Genomic DNA, 21,710 nt, shown 5'->3' on the forward strand with positions numbered 1-21,710 from the left:
GGAGAGGTAAGCGAAAAGTGGGGGTGATAAAAAACCAGGGCGTGGGTCGGGGGCGTTAAGGCCCGCAGTCCTCACGAGGTGCTCCGGTTGGAAAGAACGCGTTGATGGCCGGGCGGAGCCGGCTCTTCCGGGGCTTGCAGCGACGGCCAGCGCCGCAGAAGCGCGCTCAGCACCGGGCCCGGGCTGTAGTGTCGGTACAGTTCGCGCAGGCCGCCTGCCACCACCAGGGTGTAGAGCCCCGCGACGAAGCGCGAGTTGAACCAGGGGTTCCAGGAAAGCTTCAGGTCATACACGGTGAAGATGTTGATCATCGCCGTCAGGTTCAGGAAGTAAGCCCCAGAAGCCAGCAGAAAAAGCACGTGCCGGCGCGTTACGAAAGCGTAGCAGGCCAGCAGCAGGATGCCGGGGTGTACGTAGCGGGAATGCATCTGCGTGTTGAAGTAGCTGAGCAGGATCGGAACCAGCCCAGCTGTCAGAAACAGCAGCCCGTAGTCGGCCGCGGCAAAGCGCTGCCGGGCCAGGGCATGGCGCACGGCGGTAAGCGCCAGCGGTAGCAACAGCACCGCCGAGGAGAGCAGGAACATGGCTATGCCCCAGTGGCGGTAGGTGATGCCCGCCAGCTGCAACGAGTCTGGAATCAGCCATACCTTGTGCTCCTTCCACAGCAGCAGGTGCCACAGATTGTAGCAGTGCATTGACACCACGGGGTAGTATTCAATGGAGCCAAAGGTGTTGGCGTAGATGCGCGTCAGGTAGCCGAGGCCGTGGGGCAGCACAAACGGCAGCACCAGCAGCGCCTGCAGAGCCACCGCGGCCAGTACCGTCCACGGCAGGGCCCGCGGCGTGCGCGCCCACAGCGGCAGCCAGAGCAGCAGCAGCACCGGCAGCAGCACCAAGGCCTGCAGCTTGGCGTTGACGGACAACACGTAGAACAGCGCGCTCCACACGGGCCGCTCCCGCAAGCCCAGCACGATGGCGATGAAGAGCAGGCAGGTATAGATAGAATCTACTTGTCCCCACACCAAGGTGTTGTAGAGATACCCCAGGTTGAGTAGCAGCAGCAGAGCCAGGGCCAGTTGGCGGCGGCCTGCCAGCAAGGTAGCCGCCAGCACGGCGGCGCCGAAGTCGAACAGCAACGTCAGAATTTTCAGGAGGTAAACGTGTTCAGCGATGCCCTGGCCATTGATCAGGCGGATGTAGAAGAGCAGAACGTACTGAAAGAATGGGTTATAGTTGTTGTCAGCAAAATCATAGGTGTGGCCAAACCCATGCTGCTGCATGTAGCCAGACCAGTTGATCCAATACAGAATATCCTCTGAAATGGCGGTGGTTGGTATGACTGCGGCCGCAGCGGCGCAAAGCGTAAACAGCAATAGATAAGCCGCGTAAGCCGTGAAACGCTCTTTCATAACTGCCGATGAATGAATACAGTCGGCAAGCAGGATAATCTGCTACTGGACTTGCCGGCGCTTACTCAATGTTACTAACCAAGAATTTGTTATACAAATTAAAGTTTAGATGTAATTTTTAATTTGCAAGTTTAAATTAAATGTCGGATAGTTTATAATAATCAGTCTAGGCCGCTAAGCTTAAGGACAGCGCATCTTGATTTGCAACTAGAAAGAAGGGCACAGTCGCATAGCACGCGGTGCACTGGTAAGCACCTCAGGGATGCTCACGCGGGTGGCCTTGCATGCGACAAGGCCAGTGGTACGCTATGGCGCCCGTGGCCGTCTCCCCTGAAACTTCTCACGCTGCCGTATCTCCCACTTCGTCACCGTCATCTACCAGCACTTTGGCTAGCTTCTCGATGTTTAGGCTACGGGCGGAGGCGTCGAAAATCTCGCGGTAGGTGCCGCGCAGGTCGTAGAGTTGCTCGTGGGTGCCGCTTTCCACCATGCGGCCCTGCTTCATCACGTAGATGCAGTCGGAATCGACAATCTGCGCCAGACTGTGGGAAATGATGACCACCGTGCGGCCCTGCTTGATGGCGTCGAGCGAGTTTTTGATCTGCTCGGTGGCAATGGCGTCGAGCGAGGCGGTGGGCTCGTCGAGGAAGATGATGGGCGGGTTTTTCAGAAACAGCCGGGCAATAGCAATGCGTTGCTGCTGCCCGCCGGAAAGCTGCTGCGCGTCCGACTGGTAGCCCTTCGGCAACTCCATGATCTGCTCGTGCAAGTACGCCTGCCGGGCAGCGGCCTGAATCTGCTCCAGCGTGGCGTCCATCACGCCGTAGCGGATGTTTTCCTCGATGGTACCCTTGAAAATGTGGTTTTTCTGGAGCACCAGCCCAATCTGCTGACGCAGCGCGTGGGTGTCGTAATCGGCCAGCGGGCGGCCGTCGAGCAGCATTTGGCCGCGGTCGGGGGCGTAGAACTTGCAGAGCAGGTTGATGATGGTGCTCTTACCCGCGCCCGAGAGGCCCACCAGGGCGGTGGTTTTGCCCGCTTCAATGCGCAGGCACACATCGTGCAGGGCCTGGGTGCCGCTGGGGTAGGTGAAGTCCACATTGCAGATGTCGAAAGTGCCCCGCAAGTGGGTGGGCTGCACGCGGCCGGTGGGTTCGGTGGCCCCCTCCGCGTCGAGGATGTCAAAGAAGCCCTCGGCGTAGGTGAGGGCGTCATTCATCTCGTCGTAGATGCGGTGCAGCTGCCGGATGGGCGCCGACACGTTGTTGAACAGCAGGAGGTGGAACATGATGGCCCCGATGCTGATTTGCCGGTCGAGCACCAAATAAGCCGTCAGGATGATGATGAGCACCACCCCGATCTGCTCGGTGAAGGTCTTGAGGCCGTCGTAGAGGAAGTTGGTTTTGCGCGTCTGCAGCTGGGCCTGCTGCAGGCTGTGTTGGGCCTGGGCCTGCTTCTGCTCCTCGTAGTCTTCGCGCACGAAGCTTTTGATGACCACGGCCGAATCGATGAGGTTTACCAGGCCTTGGCTTTTCTGCTCGCGCAGGCTGCGCAGTGCCCGGCGGGTGCCGTTGAGCTTGTCGGCCTGCCGGTAGCTAAGCCAGAAGTACACCGGCAGCACGGCCACGGCCACCAGCCCCACGTACACGTTGGCCGTGAACATGATGACCAGCGCCACGATGGCATTGGCGAACAGGGGCAGGATGTCGATGAAAAAATTCTGCACAAGTTTCATGAGGCTTTCCACGCCCCGGTCGATGCGCGTCTGCAGCTTGCCGGTTTGGTTGCCGGTGTCGGCGTAGAAGCCGAGTTGGTAGCTGAGCACCTGGTGCACCGCGTCCTGGGCCAAGGTGCCCGACACGTTGATGCGGATTTTCTCGCCGTAAAACTTCTGTCCGAACTGAATAAGCGTGTTTACCACCTCCTTGCCCAGTAGCAGCGCGCTGACGATCAGCAGCAGCGGCATGCCCTCGGCCAGGCCCAGGCTGCGGTTCAGTAGCCCCTGCACCGTGTCCACCGTGTAGCGCAGCACAAAGGGGTTGACCTGCGCGGCCAGCGAGCCGACCAGCGTGAGCAGCAGGGTGGCAATGACCAGCGTGCGGTAGGGCAGCACGTAGGGAAAGAGGCGTTTGATGATTTCCCAAAGACTCATGGGCAGCTACAAAAGGTGGTAGCCGCTTAGACGAGCTTGGTGGGAGTGGGGTTATCCGCTTCTTGAAGTGGAAAGCTACTTTCTGGGAATGAGTTTAATCCTTAGATCAAACTCGGCGCCACCTAGCTTTAAGGTGTCAAGTTCATACCATGTGTACTGTGACGCCTGAGCAGTCAACTTCCAATAAGGGCCAAGTATATGGCGGAACACAAATTTGCCTTGAGCATCTGATACGGCACTTTCAACCTGGTTTGTGAGCAGGTGCCGGAGCGTTACAGATGCTGCGGGTATTGGCTGCTTTGTAGTTGAGTCAGTAACGGTGCCATTCACCCAAGCAGTAGTGGTATCAAAATAAGCGGTGATTCTCAGTTCTGCCTGTCCAGCTGGAGAAGTGACAACCGTTCTGGTAAGACCAGCACCGGCGCGTAGAGAAGAAGGACGCGGAGACTGAGAACGACGGCAGCTGCTTGCCCAGGCAAACGTCAAAGTACCAGCTGTGATTAGTATGAGTTTTCGGCTCAGCATGAAGCGCGCGTTGGAATTTTGTCGGAACTGCCTCTAAAATGTCATGCTTAGCTTAGCTGAATCTAAAACAAAACTCTCCATACCCCTAAGCAGCCAGGTAAGCCTCCATGGCCGCCAGCGTTTCGCGCGGAGCGCTGATGTGCGGGCAGTGGCCGCTTACGGGCAGCGTGACCAGGGTAGAAGCCGGAATGACTTCGTGCAGGTAGTCGCCGACTTCCGGGGGCGCGATGATGTCCTCGGCGCACTGCACGAGCAGGCAGGGCGTGCGCAGCCGGGCCATATCAGGCCGGTTGTCCGAGAGGAAGGTGACGCGGGCAAACTGCTTGGCAATGTCCGGGTCGTTCTGGCAGAAGCTGTGGATGAGCTCGGCGGCCAGGGCGGGGCGTTCGGGGTTGCCCATGATGAACGGGGCAAAGGAATCGGCCCAGCCCACGAAATCCTTTTCCATGAACGCCAGCATGTCTTCTAGGTCCTGCCGCTCGAAGCCGCCGTAGTAGTCGGCTTCGTTGGTGTAGCAAGGCGAGGGGCAGAGCAGCAGCAGGCGCTGGAACCGCGCCGGCTCCCGAATGGCGGCCAGCGTGCCGATGGTCGCCCCGACGGAGTGGCCCACCAGGGTTACGTCCTCCAGATTGAGGTGCGCACAGATAGCCAGTACGTCCTGCGCGTACGCTTCCAGCGACTGGTACTTCACCGGGTCGTAGGCGGAGGTGTCGGAGAGGCCGGCGCCCAGGTGGTCGAAAAGCACCAGCCGGTACTGCTGGGCCAGGGCCGGCAGGATGTAGCGCCAGATGGTCTGGTCACAGCCAAAGCCATTCACAAACAGTAGCGTTTGGCTGCCGTGGCCGGCTACATGCACATTGTTCCTTTTCAGGACATTCATACAAGCTTCGCGTAGTACTGAGGTTATAATATATATAAATAATTTGCAACGACCAAGCCGGGCTCATATTGGGAAGGCCGCTGTAGACCCGGATATAGTCCCGTCGTGCACATCGGCCCGCACGACCCAAAACGGGACGAGCCGCAGGACCGGCGCAACGCCTCTTCCGCAAGCTTGTCTGTTTTTGTGTTTATTCGAAAGCCGCACCGTGCGGCGGTTATACTTTCCGCTCCATGCTGAAACTCGTTTACCTGACCTTTGCCTGCGGTTTTTCCGCCGCCGTGCCCGCGCTGGCCCAGCAGCCCACCGAGAAAGTCGATCAGGCCGTGGTGGCCAAAATCCGCGACGAAGGCCTGAACCGCTCCCAGGTTATGCAAACGGCCTTTTACCTGACCGACGTGTGCGGGCCGCGCCTGGCCGGATCCGATGGCCTGAAGCGCGCCAACGAGTGGACGCAGAAGCAGATGGCCCTCTGGGGCCTCGCGAATTCGAAAGTGGAGCCCTGGGGCGACTTCGGCCGCGGTTGGGACATTGAGAAGTCGTACGTAGCCATGGCGGCGCCTTACTACCATGCCATGATCGGGGTGCCCAAAGCCTGGACGCCGGGCACCAACGGCCTGCTCAAAAAGCAGGTGGTGTTGGTGAAAGCCGCCTCGGAGGCCGACCTGGACAAGTACAAAGGCCAGCTGCACGACAAGATCATGCTGACGGAAGTGGCCGCCGAGCCCAAAACCACCTTCGCGGCCGACGCCAAGCGCTACACCGACGAGGAGCTGCAGAAGATGAGTGGCCCCGCGGAAGCCCGTCCCGCCCGCGAAGGCAACGACGAGGCCGCCCGCACCGCCTACCGCGCCCGGCTGGCCTTGCGCACCAAGATGACGGAGCTGTTTATGCAGGAGGGCGCGGCCGCCGTGCTCAGCACCCGGGGCGGCTCGCACGGCACCCTGTTCACCTCCAACGGGGCCCCTTACGCGGCCGATGCCAAGCCCGTGCTGCCCGAAATCGAAATGGCGCCCGAAGACCAGCTGCGGCTAATCCGCCTGGTGGAAGCCGGCATCCCGGTGGAGCTGGAGCTGGAAACCAAAACCCGCTTCCAAACCCAGGACCTGAAGGGCTACAACGTGGTGGCCGAAATTCCCGGCACCGACAAGAAGCTCAAGAGCGAAGTGGTCATGCTCGGCGCCCACCTCGATTCCTGGCACGCCGCCACCGGCGCCACCGACAACGCCGCCGGCTGCGCGGTGATGATGGAAGCCGCGCGCATCCTGAAAACCCTGAATGTGAAGCCGCGCCGCACCATTCGGGTGGCGCTGTGGGGCGCTGAGGAGCAGGGCCTGCACGGCTCGCGCAATTACGTGAAGAACCATTTCGGCGACCCGGCCACCATGAAGCTGCTGCCCGAGCACGAAAAACTGGCCGCGTACTTCAACCTCGACAACGGCTCCGGCAAAATCCGCGGCATTTACGCTCAGGGCAACGAGCAGGTGCAGTCCATCTTCACCGAATGGCTGAAGCCTTTTGCCGACCTGGGCGCCACCACCGTCACGCCCCGCAACACCGGCGGCACCGACCACTTGGCCTTCGACGCGGTCGGGCTGCCCGGCTTCCAGTTCATTCAGGACGGGCTGGACTACAACACCCGCACCCACCATACCAACATGGACACCTACGAGCGGCTGCAGCCCGACGACCTGAAGCAGGCGTCGGTTATCGTGGCCTCCTTCGTGTACCACGCCGCCATGCGCGACCAGAAGCTGCCGCGCAAGCCGCTGCCGCAGGTACCGGCCAAGTCGCAAGCCGGCCAGTAAAAAAAGTAAAACGCCCCGCTGATTAGTCGAATCAGCGGGGCGTTTTACTTTAAGTGGGGGTGGCTATCCGCCTTCGGCTAACTGCTTCAGGAAATGATTGCGTTGCCGCAAAAACCGGCGCAGGTAAGCGGCCAGAAACAGGCGGTCAAACAGCCACCCCAACCACCCCAGCGGCACGGTGTACACAAACACGTCCGTCATCAGCGTGCCGCCTTCTTTCGGTTCGAAAATGTGCTCGTGTTCCAGGCTGCGGAAAGCTCCTTTGCGCATACTATCCCGGAAGAAATACGGCCGCCGCAACTCGGTTATCTGCACCGTCAAGCGCTGCCGAACGCCCAGGTGCCGGGCTTCCCAAGTGATAAGGTCATCCAGCTCGCAAAGGCCGGAGCTGCGCCCGGCTACTACCCGTTCCCGCGTCTGGGACGTGGACTGCTGATGCAGGCCTACGTCTAGGGCTAGGTCGAAGCACCGCTCAATGGAAGCGTATATGTGGGTCGTCAGTACCAGGCGGGCCATGCTAGCCTAGCTGCTCCTTGAACAGCCGCAGCGTCCGTTCCCAGGCTAGCTTGGCGGCGGCTTCGTTGTAGCGGGCGGGGGAGGAGTCGTTGTTGAAAGCGTGCTGCACGCCCTCGTACACGAACTGCTCGTACTGAACGCCTGCCGCTTTCAGGGCCGCTTCCCAGGCCGCCATGCCGGCATTCACGCGCTCATCCATGCCGGCGTAGTGCAGCAGCATGCGCGCCTTGATCTTGGCCGCACCGGCGGCGTCGGGCTGCCGGCCGTAGTAGGCCACCGCTGCGTTCAGCTTCGCGTCGTGCACGGCCAGTTGGTTGGCCATGGCACCGCCCCAGCAGAAGCCCACGCAACCGGTTTTGCCGTTCGAGTCGGGGCGGGTGCGCAGGTAGTCCAGGGCCTTGAGGTAGTTGTTCAGGTTTTGCCCCGTGTCGAGCTTGCCAATCAGCTCCCGGCCTTTTTCCTCGTCGGCCGGCGTGCCGCCGAAAGGGGAGAGGGCATCCACGCCTAAGGCCAGGTAGCCGGCTTTGGCCACGCGCCGCGTTACGTCCTTGATGTGGGGCGTCAGGCCACGGTTTTCGTGAATAACCACCACCGCGCCGCGCTTTCTCTTGCCTTTCGGGTGCACCAGATAGCCTTGCATGGTAGCCCCGTCGCCGGCCCACGCCACGTTTTCCGTAACCAGGTTCTTATCGTCTTCTGGCACCGTGGCCGCTTCGGCGTAGCCCGGATCGAGTACACCCAGGGCGGTGGTGGCCAGCGCGAGGCTGCCGGTGAGCTGCACCAGGCGCCGCATAAACTCCTGGCGGGTGAGCGGGCGGTGGGTGTACTCGTCGAAGAGGTTGATGATGCGCTGATCCATAGATAAGGCAAAAGGGTTGTAGCAAGCTAAATGTAGCTACAACCCTTGTAAGCTGAACCACTCTTATCCGTGCAACCGGGTGCGGCAACCGATACAGGAACCGTCCAGTTGGCAATGGATAAGCCGGTAGGCCGCTATCCGGACAGAGTTTACTCCTCTTCCCGGTTCACCGTGCCTGGGTTAAAGGCCGGCACGCAGATGGACCAGTACTCGCACTCTTCCCCGAACGGGTTGGAGTAGCGTACCCGGGCCCCGCCCTTGATGAGCAGCGCCTGCCCGGCGGCCAGCTCCACTACGTCGCCGTCTATTTCGAAGCGTTTGCGTCCGCGCACCACAATGGTGATTTCGTCGAATTCCGGGCGCTGGTGCGGCTCGCTCCACTGGGGCGGCGCCACCATGTGCGCCAGGCTGTACTGGCCGGTGCCGGTGCTAGCCAGGCCCACATGCTCCTCGATGAGCTTGCCGTCGGTGGTGGGCACCACGAAGGGCGCCGGGTTCAGGATATAGCGTTTTTCAGACATGTCGGGAAAGTTAGTTTTTGCCCGGGCATTCACCGGGTGTGAACCGGGTAACGCCCGCGTTGGTGGCCTGGCAGGCGTTGCCGTAGGTTTTCTGGTCGCAGCCGCACACCGGCTCGTATTGCATGGTGCACATGGCGTCGCGCCGGATTTTGCTTTCATCAATGCAGGCAGCGGCAGCGGCAGTGGGGGCGGAGGCCCGGTGGCAGCCGGTGCTCAGCAGCGCGAGCAGCGGCACGGTCAGCAGGAAGCGGCAAAGCATAGGAAAGGGGATGGTCAGGCCGAAAAATACGGGTAAACTATTCCAGTGGGTATACTTATAGGCTAACCCCCACTTTTTCAGGGCTGAACTGCTGCTGGTAATATTGTTTTTGATCTATATTTGGCCGTGCTGGTATTGGGTTCGGACCTTGGTCTTACAACCCGACAGTGGACCTTTCGTATAGGCAGGCAAATCAGCCGCCGGATATATAGGCCGGTCGATTTTCAACTCTGACTCTTTCCTCCAACCACATCCTCCTTCACCATGTCTTACAACGAAGACAACAACTCGGGTAAAGTTCTGCTGGCCCTGCTGGCTGGTGCCAGCGCCGGCATCGTCGCCGGTCTTCTCATTGCACCCGACAAAGGCAGCGCTACCCGCGGCAACCTGAAAAACTACGCCGGCAAATACAGCGGCGAACTGGGCGACCAGCTGTCGAAATTCGGCACGCAGCTCGACGGTACCTTCAAGACGCTCGTGGAAAAGCTGGAAGACCTGGGCGTAACCGGCGCCGGCTCCAGCCTGAACCTGAAAGGCGACTGGAACACCTCGAAAGGCAAGCTGAAGCAGCAGTACGCTCAGCTGACCGACGAAGACCTGGAGTACTCCGAAGGTGCTGCCGACGAACTGGTGGGCCGCCTGCAGGAAAAGCTCGGCAAGGGCAAGCGCGAAATCGTAAAAATGCTCAACGATCTGTAGGCGGTTTTACCACTGCACTACTTCCTGAAACGCCCCGTACCCGCTCGGTACGGGGCGTTTTTTGTGATAACCTTCCCCCCATATTCCCGTTAGGAACCTACCGGCCCACGCGGCCGCTAGCATCTTCCCCCTCACCCTAAAACACCTTGTTTTTTTATGAAAGACAACAGCGGTAAAGTAATCCTTGCCCTGCTGGCCGGTGCCAGCGCTGGTATTGTAGCGGGCTTGCTGATGGCTCCCGAAACGGGAACAGCCACGCGTGAGAACCTGGGCAAGTCGCTCGGTAAGTTTGGTGACGACCTGAACAAGCTGCTGCAGGACGGCATGGCCCGCTTGGACGCGCTGAAAGGCGGTGGCGGCTCGGGCAGCGGCGACAGCGCCGACCGTTCGGGAGCCGAAGATGCGCTGGCCGGCATGAGCGGCTCCGGCAGCAAGGGCGGACGAAGCAGCGCCGGTGCGAACGGCGGGCAATCCGGTTCCGGTAGCCAGGGCCGCAGCGGTGGCACCAACGGCGGTAGCGGCTCGGGTAGCGGCAGTGCTGGTTCGGGCAGCGCCATGGGCGGTGGCGCCTCGAACTCTGCCGGTGGCAGCAGTTCGGGCAGTGCTGGCGGCTCCTCGGCCGGCGGCAGCGCTTCCACGGCTAGTTCCTCGCGTACGACAGGCGGTGCCTCAGGAGGTGATGCCAGTGGCGCAAACGGTGGTGGCAGCGGCGTCGGTAGCTAAGACGGCCAGCCACCAAAAAATATTCTTCGGCATGTAACCTTGCGGCAACATCGCCGTTAAAGAAGGTAGGAATTGACTTGGACAAGTCGCTGCATCAGCATTTGAAGCAAAATTGCCCGCAGGTTGAGCTTCTGCACAGATTGGTTAAACAACTGGACAGTAAAATCAGCCGAGTTTTTGAGTAAGCTTCTTCAGATACCCTGATCGGCCGAATTAGCTAAGACAATTCTATAAGAAAGGCCTCGCACCCATTTACTTGGTGCGAGGCCTTTCGACTGTCGCCCCCAATCGGTCCGCCATTACCACTGAGGCAGCGACCTTTAAAATTTTTCATTACAGCGTAACCTTATGGCAACGCTGGCGTTAAAGAAAGTGTAATCAGTTAAAAAGAAAGTCGGATAAACGCTTCGGAGTAAAATTGCCGACCGTGGAGCTTCTGCAAGGATCTGGTCAAACAACCTCGCAGTAAAATCATACGCTGTCCATCGCAAGCTTCTTCGATTTGTACCGACCGGAATGGTGACTGATTAATAGAAGAAAGCCCCCCGTGCACTTTATTAGCACGAGGGGCTTTCGACGTTTAGGGAGGTTACTTGAAAGGCGAGCCTTGCTGAATGAAGCCATTTCAGCAGGGCCCGCCTTCCACTGGTTATTCTACCGGCTTTTCACTTTTATCCGTTTTCTTTTCCGCCTGCTCTGGCTTCATCTGAGGGAAAAACAGCACGTCTTGGATGGAGTTGGAGTTGGTCATGATCATCGAGAGGCGGTCGATGCCGATGCCTAGACCCGCGGTGGGGGGCATGCCGTACTCCAGGGCGCGCAGGAAGTCCTCGTCGAGCACCATGGCTTCGGTGTCGCCGCGCTTACCGAGTTCCAGCTGGTCCTCGAAGCGCCGACGCTGGTCGATGGGGTCGTTCAGCTCGGAAAAAGCGTTGCAGATTTCCTTGCCGTTGCAGATGGCTTCGAAACGCTCTACCAGCCCCGGCTTCGAGCGGTGCTTCTTCGCCAGCGGCGACATTTCCACCGGGTAGTCGGTAATGAACGTGGGCTGAATCAGTTTGGGCTCCACGTGTTCCCCGAAGATTTCGTCGATAATCTTGGCCTTGCCCATGCTCGGCTCCAAGGCTACTTTTAGGTCTTTGGCGGCGGCGCGCAGTTCCTCCTCGCTCTTTCCGTCGATGTTGAAGCCGGTGTAGTGCTCAATGGCCTCGGCCATGGTGAAACGCTTCCAGGGACGCTGAAAGTTGATGACGTTTTCGCCCACTTTTACCTCGGTTTGCCCGTGCAAGGCCAGGGCGACGCGCTCCACCATTTCTTCCACCAGGTCCATCATCCAGTAGTAGTCTTTGTAGGCTACGTACAGCTCCATCTGGGTGAATTCCGGATTGTGAAAACGCGACATGCCTTCGTTGCGGAAGTCCTTCGAGAATTCGTACACGCCGTCGAAGCCGCCGACGATGAGGCGCTTCAGGTACAGCTCGTTGGCAATGCGCAAATACAGCGTCATGTCCAGCGTGTTGTGGTGCGTGGTGAAGGGGCGTGCAGCTGCTCCCCCGTACAAGGGCTGCAGGATGGGCGTTTCCACCTCCAGGTAGCCTTTGTCGTTGAGGTAATTGCGCATGGCCTGCACCAACTGGGTACGCTTCACGAAAGCCTCGCGCACGTGCGGGTTCACCACCAGATCCACGTAGCGCTGGCGGTAGCGCTGCTCCGGGTCGGTGAAGGCGTCGTAGGTGATTTTCTCACCCGTTGCCTCGTCTACGCGCTCCTTCACGACCGGCAACGGGCGCAGCGCTTTGCTCAGCAGCTTGAAGCCCGTCACGTGTACCGACGTTTCGCCCACCATGGTCTTGAAGACGTGGCCGGTCACGCCCACGAAGTCCCCCAGGTCCACCAGGCGTTTGAAGACGGTGTTGTACAATTCCTTATCCTCGCCGGGGCAGATTTCGTCGCGGTTGATGTAGAGCTGAATGCGGCCCGACGCATCCTGCAGCTCCGCAAAAGAGGCTTTGCCTTTCACGCGGATGGACATGAGGCGGCCAGCCAAGCTCACGTCCTGAAAGTTGTTGAGCTCCGGGTGGTAGTTATCGTGAATTTCCTGGGCGTAGAAGTTCACATCGAACAGCTCCGACGGGTAAGGCTCAATACCGAGCTTCTGCAGCTCGTCGAGCTTGTTGCGGCGAATAATCTCCTGTTCGCTAAGGTGGTGCATGGCGCAAGGCTTAAAAACAAGGCCCACTGCGGGCCGGGAAAGTCAAGCTGCAAAGATAGATGGCGGCAAGGCAATGGTGATATAGCCGGAGCTATGATCGTAACAGCGCACGCGCAATCAGGATGAGCGGCCCGAACCAATGCCGGCGCAATGAAGCAGCGTGTTTTAGCCCATGCGCCTATTAACTAACCCGCGCAAGCCCGTAGTCAACAGTTGCGGACGCTGGCAGGGCTGTTTTCGGAGGCAGGGATTGAGCGGCATTTACCGGTGGACGAAAGGCTGCTTGATGCTCATTTGAGCAAGGATACCGCCTAGCCATTAAACAAAAACCGCCGGCCCAGTGGGCCAGCGGTTACGTGTATATGCAGTAGTGTATAGAATGCGAGTCGGGTTAGGCAGCCATGCCGAGCTGCGAGCTGTTTTCAGCTAGCGTAGGCTCGATGCGGGTGCGCAGGCGCTCCTCCACAAAGCCGTGCTGCAGGTGCTTGGGCAGATTGTTAACCAACTCTTGGTAACGCTCCAGCCCCAAGGCCTTGGCCACGTAGGTTTCGTGAATGCCATTCAGGTAGCTCACGATGTCGAGCAACGACTGGTGAAACAGGCGGAAGTCGATGTCGGCTTCCACGTAGCGTTCAATCTCGCGGCTGGTCTGCGAGATGCGCAGACGGCCCAGCAGATCGAAGATGGTGGTATAGCCCAAGCGCCAGGTAATTTGCTGCCAGTGTTGGGCAGTCCATTTTTCCAGCGGCTGGCCCGTTTTCTGACTGCGAATGGCCGTGCTGGGGTTGGCTTGCACCTGCTGGCGCACGATCATGGCTTTCTGCTTGCGGGTGGTACGCAGGAATTGCCCGATTTGCGCCTGCGCGTCAATGGCCTTGCTGGCAATCTGCAGCCCGGCTTTGTAGCCAGCCAGCGGCAAGCGGTGGATGCTGAAGTCACCGTACGAACCGGCTGCATAGAACGCAACCGGACGCGGGTAGGCGTTGCGGACGACCAAGCGACCGACTTCGCGGCGGATCAGCGAAGGATTGTTGGTACGCACCCCGGCCGTGTGCAGAAAAGCCTGCATCCCGGCCGTAACGGCGTGATAAGCCTGCGGGAACGTCCAGTGCAGCGCGTTGCGTAGGTAGTCGTCGTCGCCAAGCTCAGCGGTGGCGCGCAACGCATACTCCGTGCTCCAGCAACTGTGCAGGTAGCGCTCCACAGCGGCACGGTCAGCATCCGTCAGCTCCGCTTGATGCGCCCGGAAAAACGGCAGGTGCTGCAGCCCGCCCGTAGCGTCATCCGCTTCGCGGATGTGGTAGCTCAGGGCAAAGAAGTAATTCAAGAACACCTGCGCCGGGATGGACTTACGCCATGCCTCATCATGCTGAAGCTGTGCGTCGTCGGACACCGGCAATTGCAGGACGTTGTCGGTCAGTTGTTCGTTGTTCGTCATCATATCTGCTCAACGCCACCATGCCGGATAAAGTGCCGATTTGCTAAAAAAATTGGTATGTAATACTGAAAAATATTATACTGATAATCAATGATTTGCATAAACTATTGTTAAGTATGTTGGGCGGCAAAATAAGCTCCGGTCGCTGTGCTGAGGTGTTACCCATATTGCGAGTTGTTTTTAGCTAAAAAGCATAAAAAAGCCCCCGCACCGGATGGGGCGGGGGCTTTTGCTAAAGCTATGATCTGCCTAGCGCTTCGTTACCTGCGGGGCATCGATCTGGTCTTTTACCACGGCTACCGCTTCGCGCAGGTTGATGTCCTTCACGAGGTTCTTCGACATGCGGCGGCGGCGGTTCTGCTGCACCGTATCCGATTGCACCGTGCGCAGGTCAGCAGCCAGCGGAGCAATGTTCAGGGCCGTAGCGGCCTTCTGCAGATCATCGTAACGCTTCGACTCAGCCTTGGCCTGCTCTTGTTCGGCCCGGTACGTAGCCAGCTTCAGCGAGACGCTGGTGTCGTCTTTGCGCTTACGCATGCGCTCCACAATCTCGGTCACCAGCTTGAAGCTCGGGCTGGTCGCCACGCGCGAGTTGCTGGCCGTTTTCAGCTTGTCAAGCTGCGGGGCCTGCTGCCAGGTACGGTAGCGGGCGGGGCTGATTTCATCCCACTTCAACGGATAGTCCGAATCTTTTTCGCCCTGGTCGAGGTAGCTGTAAGCGTCGGGCAGGATGATATCCGGCACCACGCCTTTGAACTGCGTCGAGCCACCGTTGATGCGGTAGAACTTCTGCGTCGTGAGCTTCAGCGAACCGAAAGGCTTGATAGCGTTGAACTCCGCCGGAAGGGCATCGTCGAGGTTGAAGATACGCTGCACGGTGCCTTTGCCGTAGGTGCTAGTAGAGCCCATCACCACGCCGCGCTTGTAGTCCTGGATGGCAGCGGCTAGAATCTCGGAAGCCGAGGCGCTGTACTTGTTCACCATCACCACCAACGGGCCGTCGTACTGCACGCGCGGGTCACGGTCGTTGAGCACCTGCGCCGAGCCCTGGCCCGAGCGCACCTGCACCACGGGGCCGCTGTCGATGAAGAGGCCGGCCATTTCTACGGCATCGGTGAGCGAGCCACCGCCGTTGGTGCGCAGGTCGAATACCACGCCCTGCACGTTCTCGGCTTTGAGCTTCTCCAGTTCCTTCTTCACGTCCTCCGCCGAGCTACGGCCGCCTTTCTCGTCGTTGAAGTTCGCGTAGAAAGTAGGCAGACGCAGGTAGCCGATTTTTTTGCCGCCCTCGTTGATAACGGCCGACTGCGCGTAGGTTTCCTCCACCACCACCACGTCGCGGACGATGGGAATGACCTGCGTGCTGCCGTCGGGCTTCTTCACCGTCAGGCGTACTTCCGTGCCTTTGGCCCCGCGGATAAAGCTGATGGCCTTGTCCAGGCGCATACCTTCGATGGTTACCGGCTCGGCGGCCCCCTGCGCTACGCGCTGGATGATGTCGCCGGCTTTCAACTGGCCCTGGCGGTACGAAGCCGAGCCCGGGATGATGTCGGCCACTTTGATCTGACCGTCTTTTTCCTGCAGCGTCGCGCCAATGCCTTCGAAGCGACCGGTCATGGCAATATCAAACGACTCCTTGTCTTTCGGCGCGAAGTACTCCGTGTGCGGATCGTAAGTGTTGGCGATAGTGTTGGCCCACAGAGCGAGCCGGTCGTTGGCGTCGTTTTGCATCAGGTCGCTGAACTGCTCGTCGAAATACTTCAGCACGCGCTTGCGGGCTTCGGCTTCCATCTGCACGGCCGTCAGGGCCGGCTCCGTAGCTTTCTTCGGGTCGCGCTTGGCTTGCTCGTCCTGGATTTCAGCCAGGCGCGTCATGGTGTGATACTTCACGTAGCGGCGCCACTCGTCACGCTGGGCATTTTTGTCGGCGGCGTACTGGGCCTTGTCGAAGTCCGTTTGAAACGACTCCTCCACCGTGAAGTCCATGGGCTTGCTGAGCAGCTCGCGGTACAGGCTTTGCACCTCTTTGGTACGCTGTTCGACGAGCTGCGTGCTTAGCTCCAAGAACTCGTGCGACCCGCGTTTCACCTGGTCGTCAATATCCGTCTGGAACTTGCGCAGCTGGGCGACATCCGATTGCAGCAGGAATTTCTTGGAGTAGTCGATGCGCTTCAGGTACAGGTCGAATACGCGCTTCGAGAAGTTGTCGTCGATCTGCTCGGGTTGGTAATGAGCCGCGCTCAGGCCCTGCAGCATGGCCTTGATGAGCACTTCTTCTTTTTCAGGGGCCGGAGCGCCGGTGCCCCGGTACAGCTTGTAGGAAGCCAGCACGAACACGGCCATTACGACAGCCGTGTACAGGCCTATTTTCAGGCGAAGGAATGACATGGGCAGAGACGCAGGAAAAAAGTGGTCTTAAATGTACGTAAAGCCGCACCGAATGGGTGTAGTCAAAAACCAGCCCATTCTCTTTAGCTTAACCAGCCGCACCGGGCAATAGTGCCCAAGAAATAGCTTGTAGCTTATAGAAGCAAAAAAGACCTCCCCGGTTGCGGGGAGGTCTTGATAGCCAAACCTAAAAGTTCGGCAGTATGCTTCCTAGCTCGGGGCTAGTAGTGGATACGGTCACCGTTGTGACGACGGAACTCGTCCTGGAAGTGACGGGCATCGTCTTCGCTGCGCGGGCGCACGCCCATCACAATGCCGCCGTTCTTGATGTCGTGCTCGTACTCAGCTGCACGCTCTTCGGGGATGCCCGAGCCTACCAGAGCGCCTACGAGGCCACCCGTCAGGCCACCGGCACCGGCGCCAGCCAGTGCAGCAGCCAGCGGACCGGCTACGATCAGGCCCAGGCCCGGCAGAGCTACCGAAGTACCGATGGCAGCAATGGCACCGATTACGGCGCCAGCCGTGCCACCAATGGCCGAACCTACGCCGGCACCTTCCATGGCTTTGTTACCGAGCTCCGTATCGGGAGTATTGTCGCCGAAGTGCGTTTTACGGGTGTCGTCAGACATCAGCAAGTTCACATCGTCCTTGGTGTAACCACGCGACGAGAGCGACGAGTAAGCACGCTCAGCCGATTCACGGTCGCGGAAAGTCGAGGTCAGGTAACGGCCCGACTGGTTGCTCGAACCGTAGGTCTGGTCGTTGCCCGATACAGCGCGGGCAGCATCGCCGGCGGTGTTCTGCACGGCGTCAATGCCGCGGCCCACTACGGCACCAGGGGTGCCAGCAATCTGGCCGCCCTTCTGCGTAGCGCTGTAGTCGTGGTGCTTATCGTCCGGATCCACGCTGTTCTGCGGGGTGCTGTACGACGAGGTCGAGCCCATATTGCTGTTGCCCATCGACGAACCCGAATTATAGTTCGTGCCTGTGCTCTGGTCGGTGCCAGCACCGACCTGCGAGGCCGACGAAGCGTTGCTGCTCGAGTTCAGGCCCGACGAGCCCATCGAACCGCTACCCGAATGCTGTTCGCTACCGTAGCCGGCGCCAGCGCCCGTGCCTTGGTTAGCAGGATTAGTCGAAGAGCCGGTGCCGGGCGTGTTGCCCAAGTTGGAATTATTGTCGGTATTCATGACAGGTGAGGTTGTGGTTGGGTGAAAAGGGAAGGAGTAAGGCGAAGTGTAGCCCGAGGGTTGAGCTTACATTCGTTTGGCTACCTTAACGGCAGCGCTTCCATCCGGGTTACATCCGCTGGTACAAAACCCAGTCCGGCTTAGACCCAACCACCTCACCAGCTGTGCTAGGAGAATTGCGCGAAGTTTTCCTCGTTGCGCCAGAACTCGCGGCAGTCAGCCCGCAGCTTGGGCAGAAACTCTGGGTTTTGCTTCAATTCCCGCCAGGGCCCCAGGCCCAGCCGCTCGCACAGCTTGAAAAAGTTGTCTCCTTGGCCTTTGGAGCCTTCTACCTTCACCAGGCTGCTCAGGATGGGACGTCCGGCAGCGTATTCGTTTTCGGAAATTTCGGCCAGCAGCTCGTTAAGACGAGCCTTTTCGTGCGAAATGTCCAGGTTTAAGCCAAGTTCCGCGTCCTGCACTACCGTGAGGTAGCTGACCGTGCCAGACTGGTGCCGGGAGTATTGGATGAGGTAACGGCGTACGCGAGTAATCATGAGGGATGAAGAGGGTCGGAGAGAGGGGTTAAAATACCAAAAAAGCCCGTTGCGTTGTACAATTCCAACGCAACGGGCCGGTAATCAACAACTATGCCGCTGATTGTTAGCGCGCTTTATTTTTACGACGCGTCATTTCATTCTTTATAAGGAGAAACTCCCGGCTGGTTTGGCCCGCAATGGCTGTGTTTTCGTCGGCGCGGCGCAGCAGGTAAGGCATTACCGCTTCCACTGGGCCATAGGGCACGTATTTGGCCGTATTGTAGCCGGCGTGTGCGAGGTTGTAGCTCAGGTTGTCGCTCATGCCGTAGAGCTGGGCAAACCACACCCGCTCGTCGCCGGGGGCCAGGCCGGCGTCGGCCAGCAGCTCGGTAAGCAGGCGCGAAGAGGCCTCGTTGTGGGTGCCGGCGCAAATGGCCATGCGCGCAATATGGTCGACGGAGAAGCGCAGCGCGTCGTTGTACAGCTCGTCGGTGGCTTCCTTCGTGGGGTTGATGGGGTTTTGATAGCCGCGCTGCTGGGCTACGCGGGACTCCTTTTCCATGTAAGCGCCACGCACCAGCTTGGCCCCGAGGTAGTAATCTTGCTGCTGGGCGTGGTCGTGGTCGGCTTGCAGTGCTTCGAGGCGGTCGTGGCGGTACAGCTGGTAGGTGTTCCACACGATGGGGCGCTCCTGGTTGTAGCGGCGCATCATCTCGCGGGCCAGGTCGTCGATGGTATCCTGAAACCAGCTTTCCTCCGCGTCGACAAAGATGCGCACGTTGCGGTCGTGGGCGCGGCGGCACAACTCGTCGATGCGCTGCTGGGCGCGCTGGTAGGCCGTTTGCTCAGCGCCCGAAAGCGGCAGCCCGGCCTGGACCTTCTCGAGCAGGGCGCTGTCGGCCACGCCCGTTACTTTGAACACCGAGAAAGGAATGTGCGGGTTGCCGGCGGCCAAGTCGATGGTTTTGAGCAACTCGTCGCGGGTATGATCAAAGCTATTCTCACTACCCTCGCCCTCCACGGAGTAATCGAGGATGGTGCCGATGCCGAACTTGCCCAGCTCGGCAATAACGGGCTTGCATTCCTCGATGGTTTCGCCGCCGCAGAACTGCCGGAAGATGGTGTACTTGATGGCGGTTTTGGCGCCTGGCAGTCCCCAACTCAGTGCTTTCTTCATCGCGCCGCCGCCGAAATCCACCAAACCTTTGTTGTTCATGGCGGCAAACAGGGCGTACATCTGGCGCAATTCGCCGTCGGATTTGCTGGCGAAAGCCACAGCGGTGTTGTCGAACGAAACGGCGGGGTGGGTTTGGGGCTCGGGCATGCGGGGAGGGGAGAGATTGGGGCTGCGAAGATAGCCACGAAACATCGGACGCACAGGCGTAGTTTAGCAGCTGAATGCGCCGTCGGCGCTCCTACAACGCCCTGCCGGCAACGGTAGTTCAGCCCCCGGAGCTCAGCTGCCGGGGCCGTCCCCTTCCCATGGAAATCGATACCTATTTTACCCGGCGCTTGGCCCAGAAAGGTCAGCCCCTGCTGTTTGCCGGCCCGTGCTCGGCCGAAACCGAAGAGCAGGTAATGGCCACTGCCCACGGCCTGCGCGGTCTGGGCGTTGATCTGTTTCGGGCCGGTATCTGGAAACCCCGCACCCGGCCCGGTTCCTTCGAGGGCATCGGCACGGAGGGACTGAAATGGCTGCAGCGCGTGCAGGCCGAAACCGGCCTGGCCGTGACCGTGGAAGTGGCTACGCCGCGCCACGTGGAGGAGGCCCTGGCCCACGGCGTGGACGTGGTCTGGATCGGGGCGCGCACCACCGTCAATCCGTTTGCGGTGCAGGAGCTGGCCGAGGCGCTAGGCGGCACGGGCGTACCGGTGATGGTGAAGAACCCCGTCAACCCCGACCTCGCGTTGTGGGCCGGCGCGCTGGAGCGGCTGGACCGCGCCGGCGTGCGCGACCTGGCGGCCATTCACCGCGGTTTTAGCACCGGCGCCCCGTCGCGCTACCGCAACGCGCCCACCTGGGGCATTCCCATCGAGCTGAAAACGCGCTTTCCCGAGCTGCCGCTCATCTGCGACCCGAGCCACATCACTGGCCGCCGCGACCTGCTGCTGCCCGTAGCCCAGAAAGCCCTCGACCTGGATTACGACGGGCTGATGTTGGAAACGCACCCCGACCCCGACCACGCCTGGAGCGACGCGGCCCAACAGGTAACACCGGCTCGTCTGGGCGAAATGCTGCGCGAGCTAAAGCACCGCTACCGTTCCACCGACAACGCCGATTACCTCAACAAGGCCGAAGAGCTACGCCAAAAAATGGACGTGGCCGACCAGGACATTATTGAGGCGCTGGCCCGGCGCATGGCGCTGGTAGAGGAGTTGGCCGAATACAAAAAGCAGAACAACGTGAAGATTCTGCAGCTGGACCGCTGGAACGAAATCTTTCGGAGCCGGCCGGAATGGGCTGCCAAGTTGCGCGTCAACGAAAAATTCGTGGCGGAGCTCTACAAGCTTATTCACATCGAAAGCATCCGCAAGCAGACAGAAATCATGCAGCGGCCGGAGTAGCACGGCGGTAGGGCTCAGGCTGGCGGTAGAGCCGGGCTGTGGGCCAGCAGCACCAGGGCCCGCTCGGCCCGCGCTACCTGGGCTGCCTCGGTGGGCGCGGCAGCTACCCACTGGCGCCAGCTCAGGCGCTGGGCAGGCAGCAGCTGGCGGTAGTGGCGCAGCGCCGCGGGCTGCTCGGCCAGGCATTCCTCAAAATCGGCCTCGGCAATACCGGCCGCGGGCGAGGCGTCGTACAGCACGAGGCGCACGGTGTCGCCGGCCTGCTTGGCCAGACGCTTGCGCAGCGCCGCATTGATGGGCAAAAACAGCCGCCCCTGGCCCATCGGCATGAGGTGGCAAGCGGCTAGCGGATGTTCGTCGATGCGGCCGGTGACCGGCCGGGTGCCAAAGTGGCCACCGCCGGGGGGCAGGGGCGGCAGCGGGGCGTAAGTCCAGCCGCCTTTGCCGGCAAATTTCTCCAGCGTCACTTGGCAATCAATCAACAGCAGAGCTTCCACGGTGGTGAGCAGGCCGCTTCGGCGCGCTGCGTGCGCGCGTACGGCGGCCCAACATACGAAGCAGACCGTACTGCGGGCGCCTGGCTCAGCGGCCGGTGCTGCTGGGGGTGGGGCGGGCGTACCGCTCGTACACGGGGAAGCAGTTCGTCATATCCTTATAGGAAGGCGAGTTCCAGCTGAGCGTGTCCTGCCGGATGGCGTACACATGGCTGATGGCGTCGCCGCGCAAGGCCACGCACCGGTCTCCGGGGCGCACGTCGAGGTTCTTGCCCGGCCGCCGCAGCTGGTAGGGCAGTTGTTCGTAGAGCGTATCGTTGCGAAAAAAGCGCACCGTGCCGTCGGCCATGAATTCCATGCTCCGCTTCCATTGGGGTTGGCCGGGGTAGGAGTACCGGCTGGGTAGCAGTTCCCAGCGGCCGATCAAGGCTTGGTCGTAGGGGAGGGCATCGTCGGTTTTCTCGCAGCTGCTAATGGCCATGCTGAGGCCTCCCAGCAACAGCACGCGGCGGAGGGTAGAATGTGCAATCATGGATGAATAGGTAAGCCGTAGA

20 protein-coding genes are annotated in these 21,710 nt (G+C 60.1%); 4 read left to right on the forward strand and 16 right to left on the reverse strand.

From position 1 onward, the window contains the following. Window positions 1-71: 71 nt before the first annotated feature. The 4 genes from ACYVKQ_RS13710 to ACYVKQ_RS13725 form a co-directional block, all read right to left on the reverse strand. A complete protein-coding gene (locus ACYVKQ_RS13710) occupies window positions 72-1,409 on the reverse strand; it encodes a hypothetical protein (protein ID WP_460675910.1) in 1,338 nt (445 codons plus the stop codon). 340 nt (window positions 1,410-1,749) lie between these two features. Then, window positions 1,750-3,561 carry an ABC transporter ATP-binding protein gene (locus tag ACYVKQ_RS13715; RefSeq protein WP_460675911.1) on the reverse strand — a complete coding sequence of 604 codons (1,812 nt, stop codon included), beginning with the start codon at window positions 3,559-3,561 and terminating at the stop codon, window positions 1,750-1,752. 75 nt (window positions 3,562-3,636) lie between these two features. After that, window positions 3,637-4,086, reverse strand: coding sequence for a carboxypeptidase-like regulatory domain-containing protein (locus ACYVKQ_RS13720; RefSeq protein WP_460675912.1), 450 nt, complete (start codon window positions 4,084-4,086; stop codon window positions 3,637-3,639). Window positions 4,087-4,171: 85 nt separating this feature from the next. After that, window positions 4,172-4,903, reverse strand: coding sequence for an alpha/beta fold hydrolase (locus ACYVKQ_RS13725; protein WP_460675913.1), 732 nt, complete (start codon window positions 4,901-4,903; stop codon window positions 4,172-4,174). Between the two features lie 296 nt (window positions 4,904-5,199). Here ACYVKQ_RS13725 and ACYVKQ_RS13730 point away from each other — a divergent pair, with 296 nt between their 5' ends. Continuing rightward, complete coding sequence (locus tag ACYVKQ_RS13730; RefSeq protein WP_460675914.1) at window positions 5,200-6,774, forward strand: M28 family metallopeptidase; 1,575 nt, start codon at window positions 5,200-5,202, stop codon at window positions 6,772-6,774. Between the two features lie 63 nt (window positions 6,775-6,837). Here ACYVKQ_RS13730 and ACYVKQ_RS13735 read toward each other — a convergent pair whose 3' ends face one another. The 4 genes from ACYVKQ_RS13735 to ACYVKQ_RS13750 all read right to left on the reverse strand — a co-directional run bounded on the left by ACYVKQ_RS13735 (window position 6,838) and on the right by ACYVKQ_RS13750 (window position 8,929). Beyond that, window positions 6,838-7,290, reverse strand: coding sequence for an SRPBCC family protein (locus ACYVKQ_RS13735; RefSeq protein WP_460675915.1), 453 nt, complete (start codon window positions 7,288-7,290; stop codon window positions 6,838-6,840). 1 nt (window position 7,291) lies between these two features. After that, the gene (locus ACYVKQ_RS13740) at window positions 7,292-8,149 is read right to left on the reverse strand and encodes a dienelactone hydrolase family protein (RefSeq protein WP_460675916.1); all 858 of its coding nucleotides are present in this window, start codon (window positions 8,147-8,149) and stop codon (window positions 7,292-7,294) included. 149 nt (window positions 8,150-8,298) lie between these two features. Next, window positions 8,299-8,670 carry a cupin domain-containing protein gene (locus ACYVKQ_RS13745; RefSeq protein ID WP_460675917.1) on the reverse strand — a complete coding sequence of 124 codons (372 nt, stop codon included), beginning with the start codon at window positions 8,668-8,670 and terminating at the stop codon, window positions 8,299-8,301. 10 nt (window positions 8,671-8,680) lie between these two features. After that, a complete protein-coding gene (locus ACYVKQ_RS13750) occupies window positions 8,681-8,929 on the reverse strand; it encodes a Kazal-type serine protease inhibitor family protein (protein ID WP_460675918.1) in 249 nt (82 codons plus the stop codon). Between the two features lie 264 nt (window positions 8,930-9,193). Between ACYVKQ_RS13750 and ACYVKQ_RS13755 the strand changes: the two genes are divergently transcribed. Next, window positions 9,194-9,628 (forward strand): YtxH domain-containing protein, encoded by a 435-nt coding sequence (locus tag ACYVKQ_RS13755; protein ID WP_460675919.1) that lies wholly within the window; start codon window positions 9,194-9,196, stop codon window positions 9,626-9,628. 156 nt (window positions 9,629-9,784) lie between these two features. Continuing rightward, the gene (locus ACYVKQ_RS13760; protein ID WP_460675920.1) at window positions 9,785-10,351 is read left to right on the forward strand and encodes a YtxH domain-containing protein; all 567 of its coding nucleotides are present in this window, start codon (window positions 9,785-9,787) and stop codon (window positions 10,349-10,351) included. A 649-nt stretch (window positions 10,352-11,000) separates the two neighbouring features. On the opposite strand, the gene lysS is transcribed toward ACYVKQ_RS13760, so the two are convergent. From lysS to ACYVKQ_RS13790, 6 genes are all read right to left on the reverse strand, one after another. Then, window positions 11,001-12,563 (reverse strand): lysine--tRNA ligase, encoded by a 1,563-nt coding sequence (gene lysS / locus ACYVKQ_RS13765; RefSeq protein WP_460675921.1) that lies wholly within the window; start codon window positions 12,561-12,563, stop codon window positions 11,001-11,003. Between the two features lie 391 nt (window positions 12,564-12,954). Then, complete coding sequence (locus ACYVKQ_RS13770) at window positions 12,955-14,004, reverse strand: hypothetical protein (protein ID WP_460675922.1); 1,050 nt, start codon at window positions 14,002-14,004, stop codon at window positions 12,955-12,957. Between the two features lie 246 nt (window positions 14,005-14,250). Then, window positions 14,251-16,389, reverse strand: coding sequence for a carboxy terminal-processing peptidase (locus tag ACYVKQ_RS13775; RefSeq protein ID WP_460675923.1), 2,139 nt, complete (start codon window positions 16,387-16,389; stop codon window positions 14,251-14,253). A gap of 221 nt (window positions 16,390-16,610) precedes the next feature. Beyond that, window positions 16,611-17,579 (reverse strand): hypothetical protein, encoded by a 969-nt coding sequence (locus tag ACYVKQ_RS13780; protein ID WP_460675924.1) that lies wholly within the window; start codon window positions 17,577-17,579, stop codon window positions 16,611-16,613. Between the two features lie 167 nt (window positions 17,580-17,746). Continuing rightward, window positions 17,747-18,115 (reverse strand): hypothetical protein, encoded by a 369-nt coding sequence (locus tag ACYVKQ_RS13785; protein WP_460675925.1) that lies wholly within the window; start codon window positions 18,113-18,115, stop codon window positions 17,747-17,749. 106 nt (window positions 18,116-18,221) lie between these two features. Further along, on the reverse strand, window positions 18,222-19,421 hold the full coding sequence (locus ACYVKQ_RS13790) for a proline dehydrogenase family protein (RefSeq protein WP_460675926.1): 1,200 nt from the start codon (window positions 19,419-19,421) through the stop codon (window positions 18,222-18,224). Between the two features lie 158 nt (window positions 19,422-19,579). On the opposite strand from ACYVKQ_RS13790, the gene ACYVKQ_RS13795 reads away from it, so the two are divergent. After that, window positions 19,580-20,662, forward strand: coding sequence for a chorismate mutase (locus ACYVKQ_RS13795; protein WP_460675927.1), 1,083 nt, complete (start codon window positions 19,580-19,582; stop codon window positions 20,660-20,662). A 14-nt stretch (window positions 20,663-20,676) separates the two neighbouring features. Here the strand turns inward: ACYVKQ_RS13795 and ACYVKQ_RS13800 are convergent, their stop codons facing one another. Continuing rightward, entirely contained in the window at window positions 20,677-21,159 is a 483-nt protein-coding gene (locus tag ACYVKQ_RS13800; protein ID WP_460675928.1) for a YdeI/OmpD-associated family protein, read from the reverse strand. Between the two features lie 85 nt (window positions 21,160-21,244). Beyond that, window positions 21,245-21,688, reverse strand: coding sequence for a hypothetical protein (locus ACYVKQ_RS13805; protein ID WP_460675929.1), 444 nt, complete (start codon window positions 21,686-21,688; stop codon window positions 21,245-21,247). Window positions 21,689-21,710: the final 22 nt, after the last annotated feature.

This window comes from Hymenobacter coalescens (assembly GCF_054783195.1).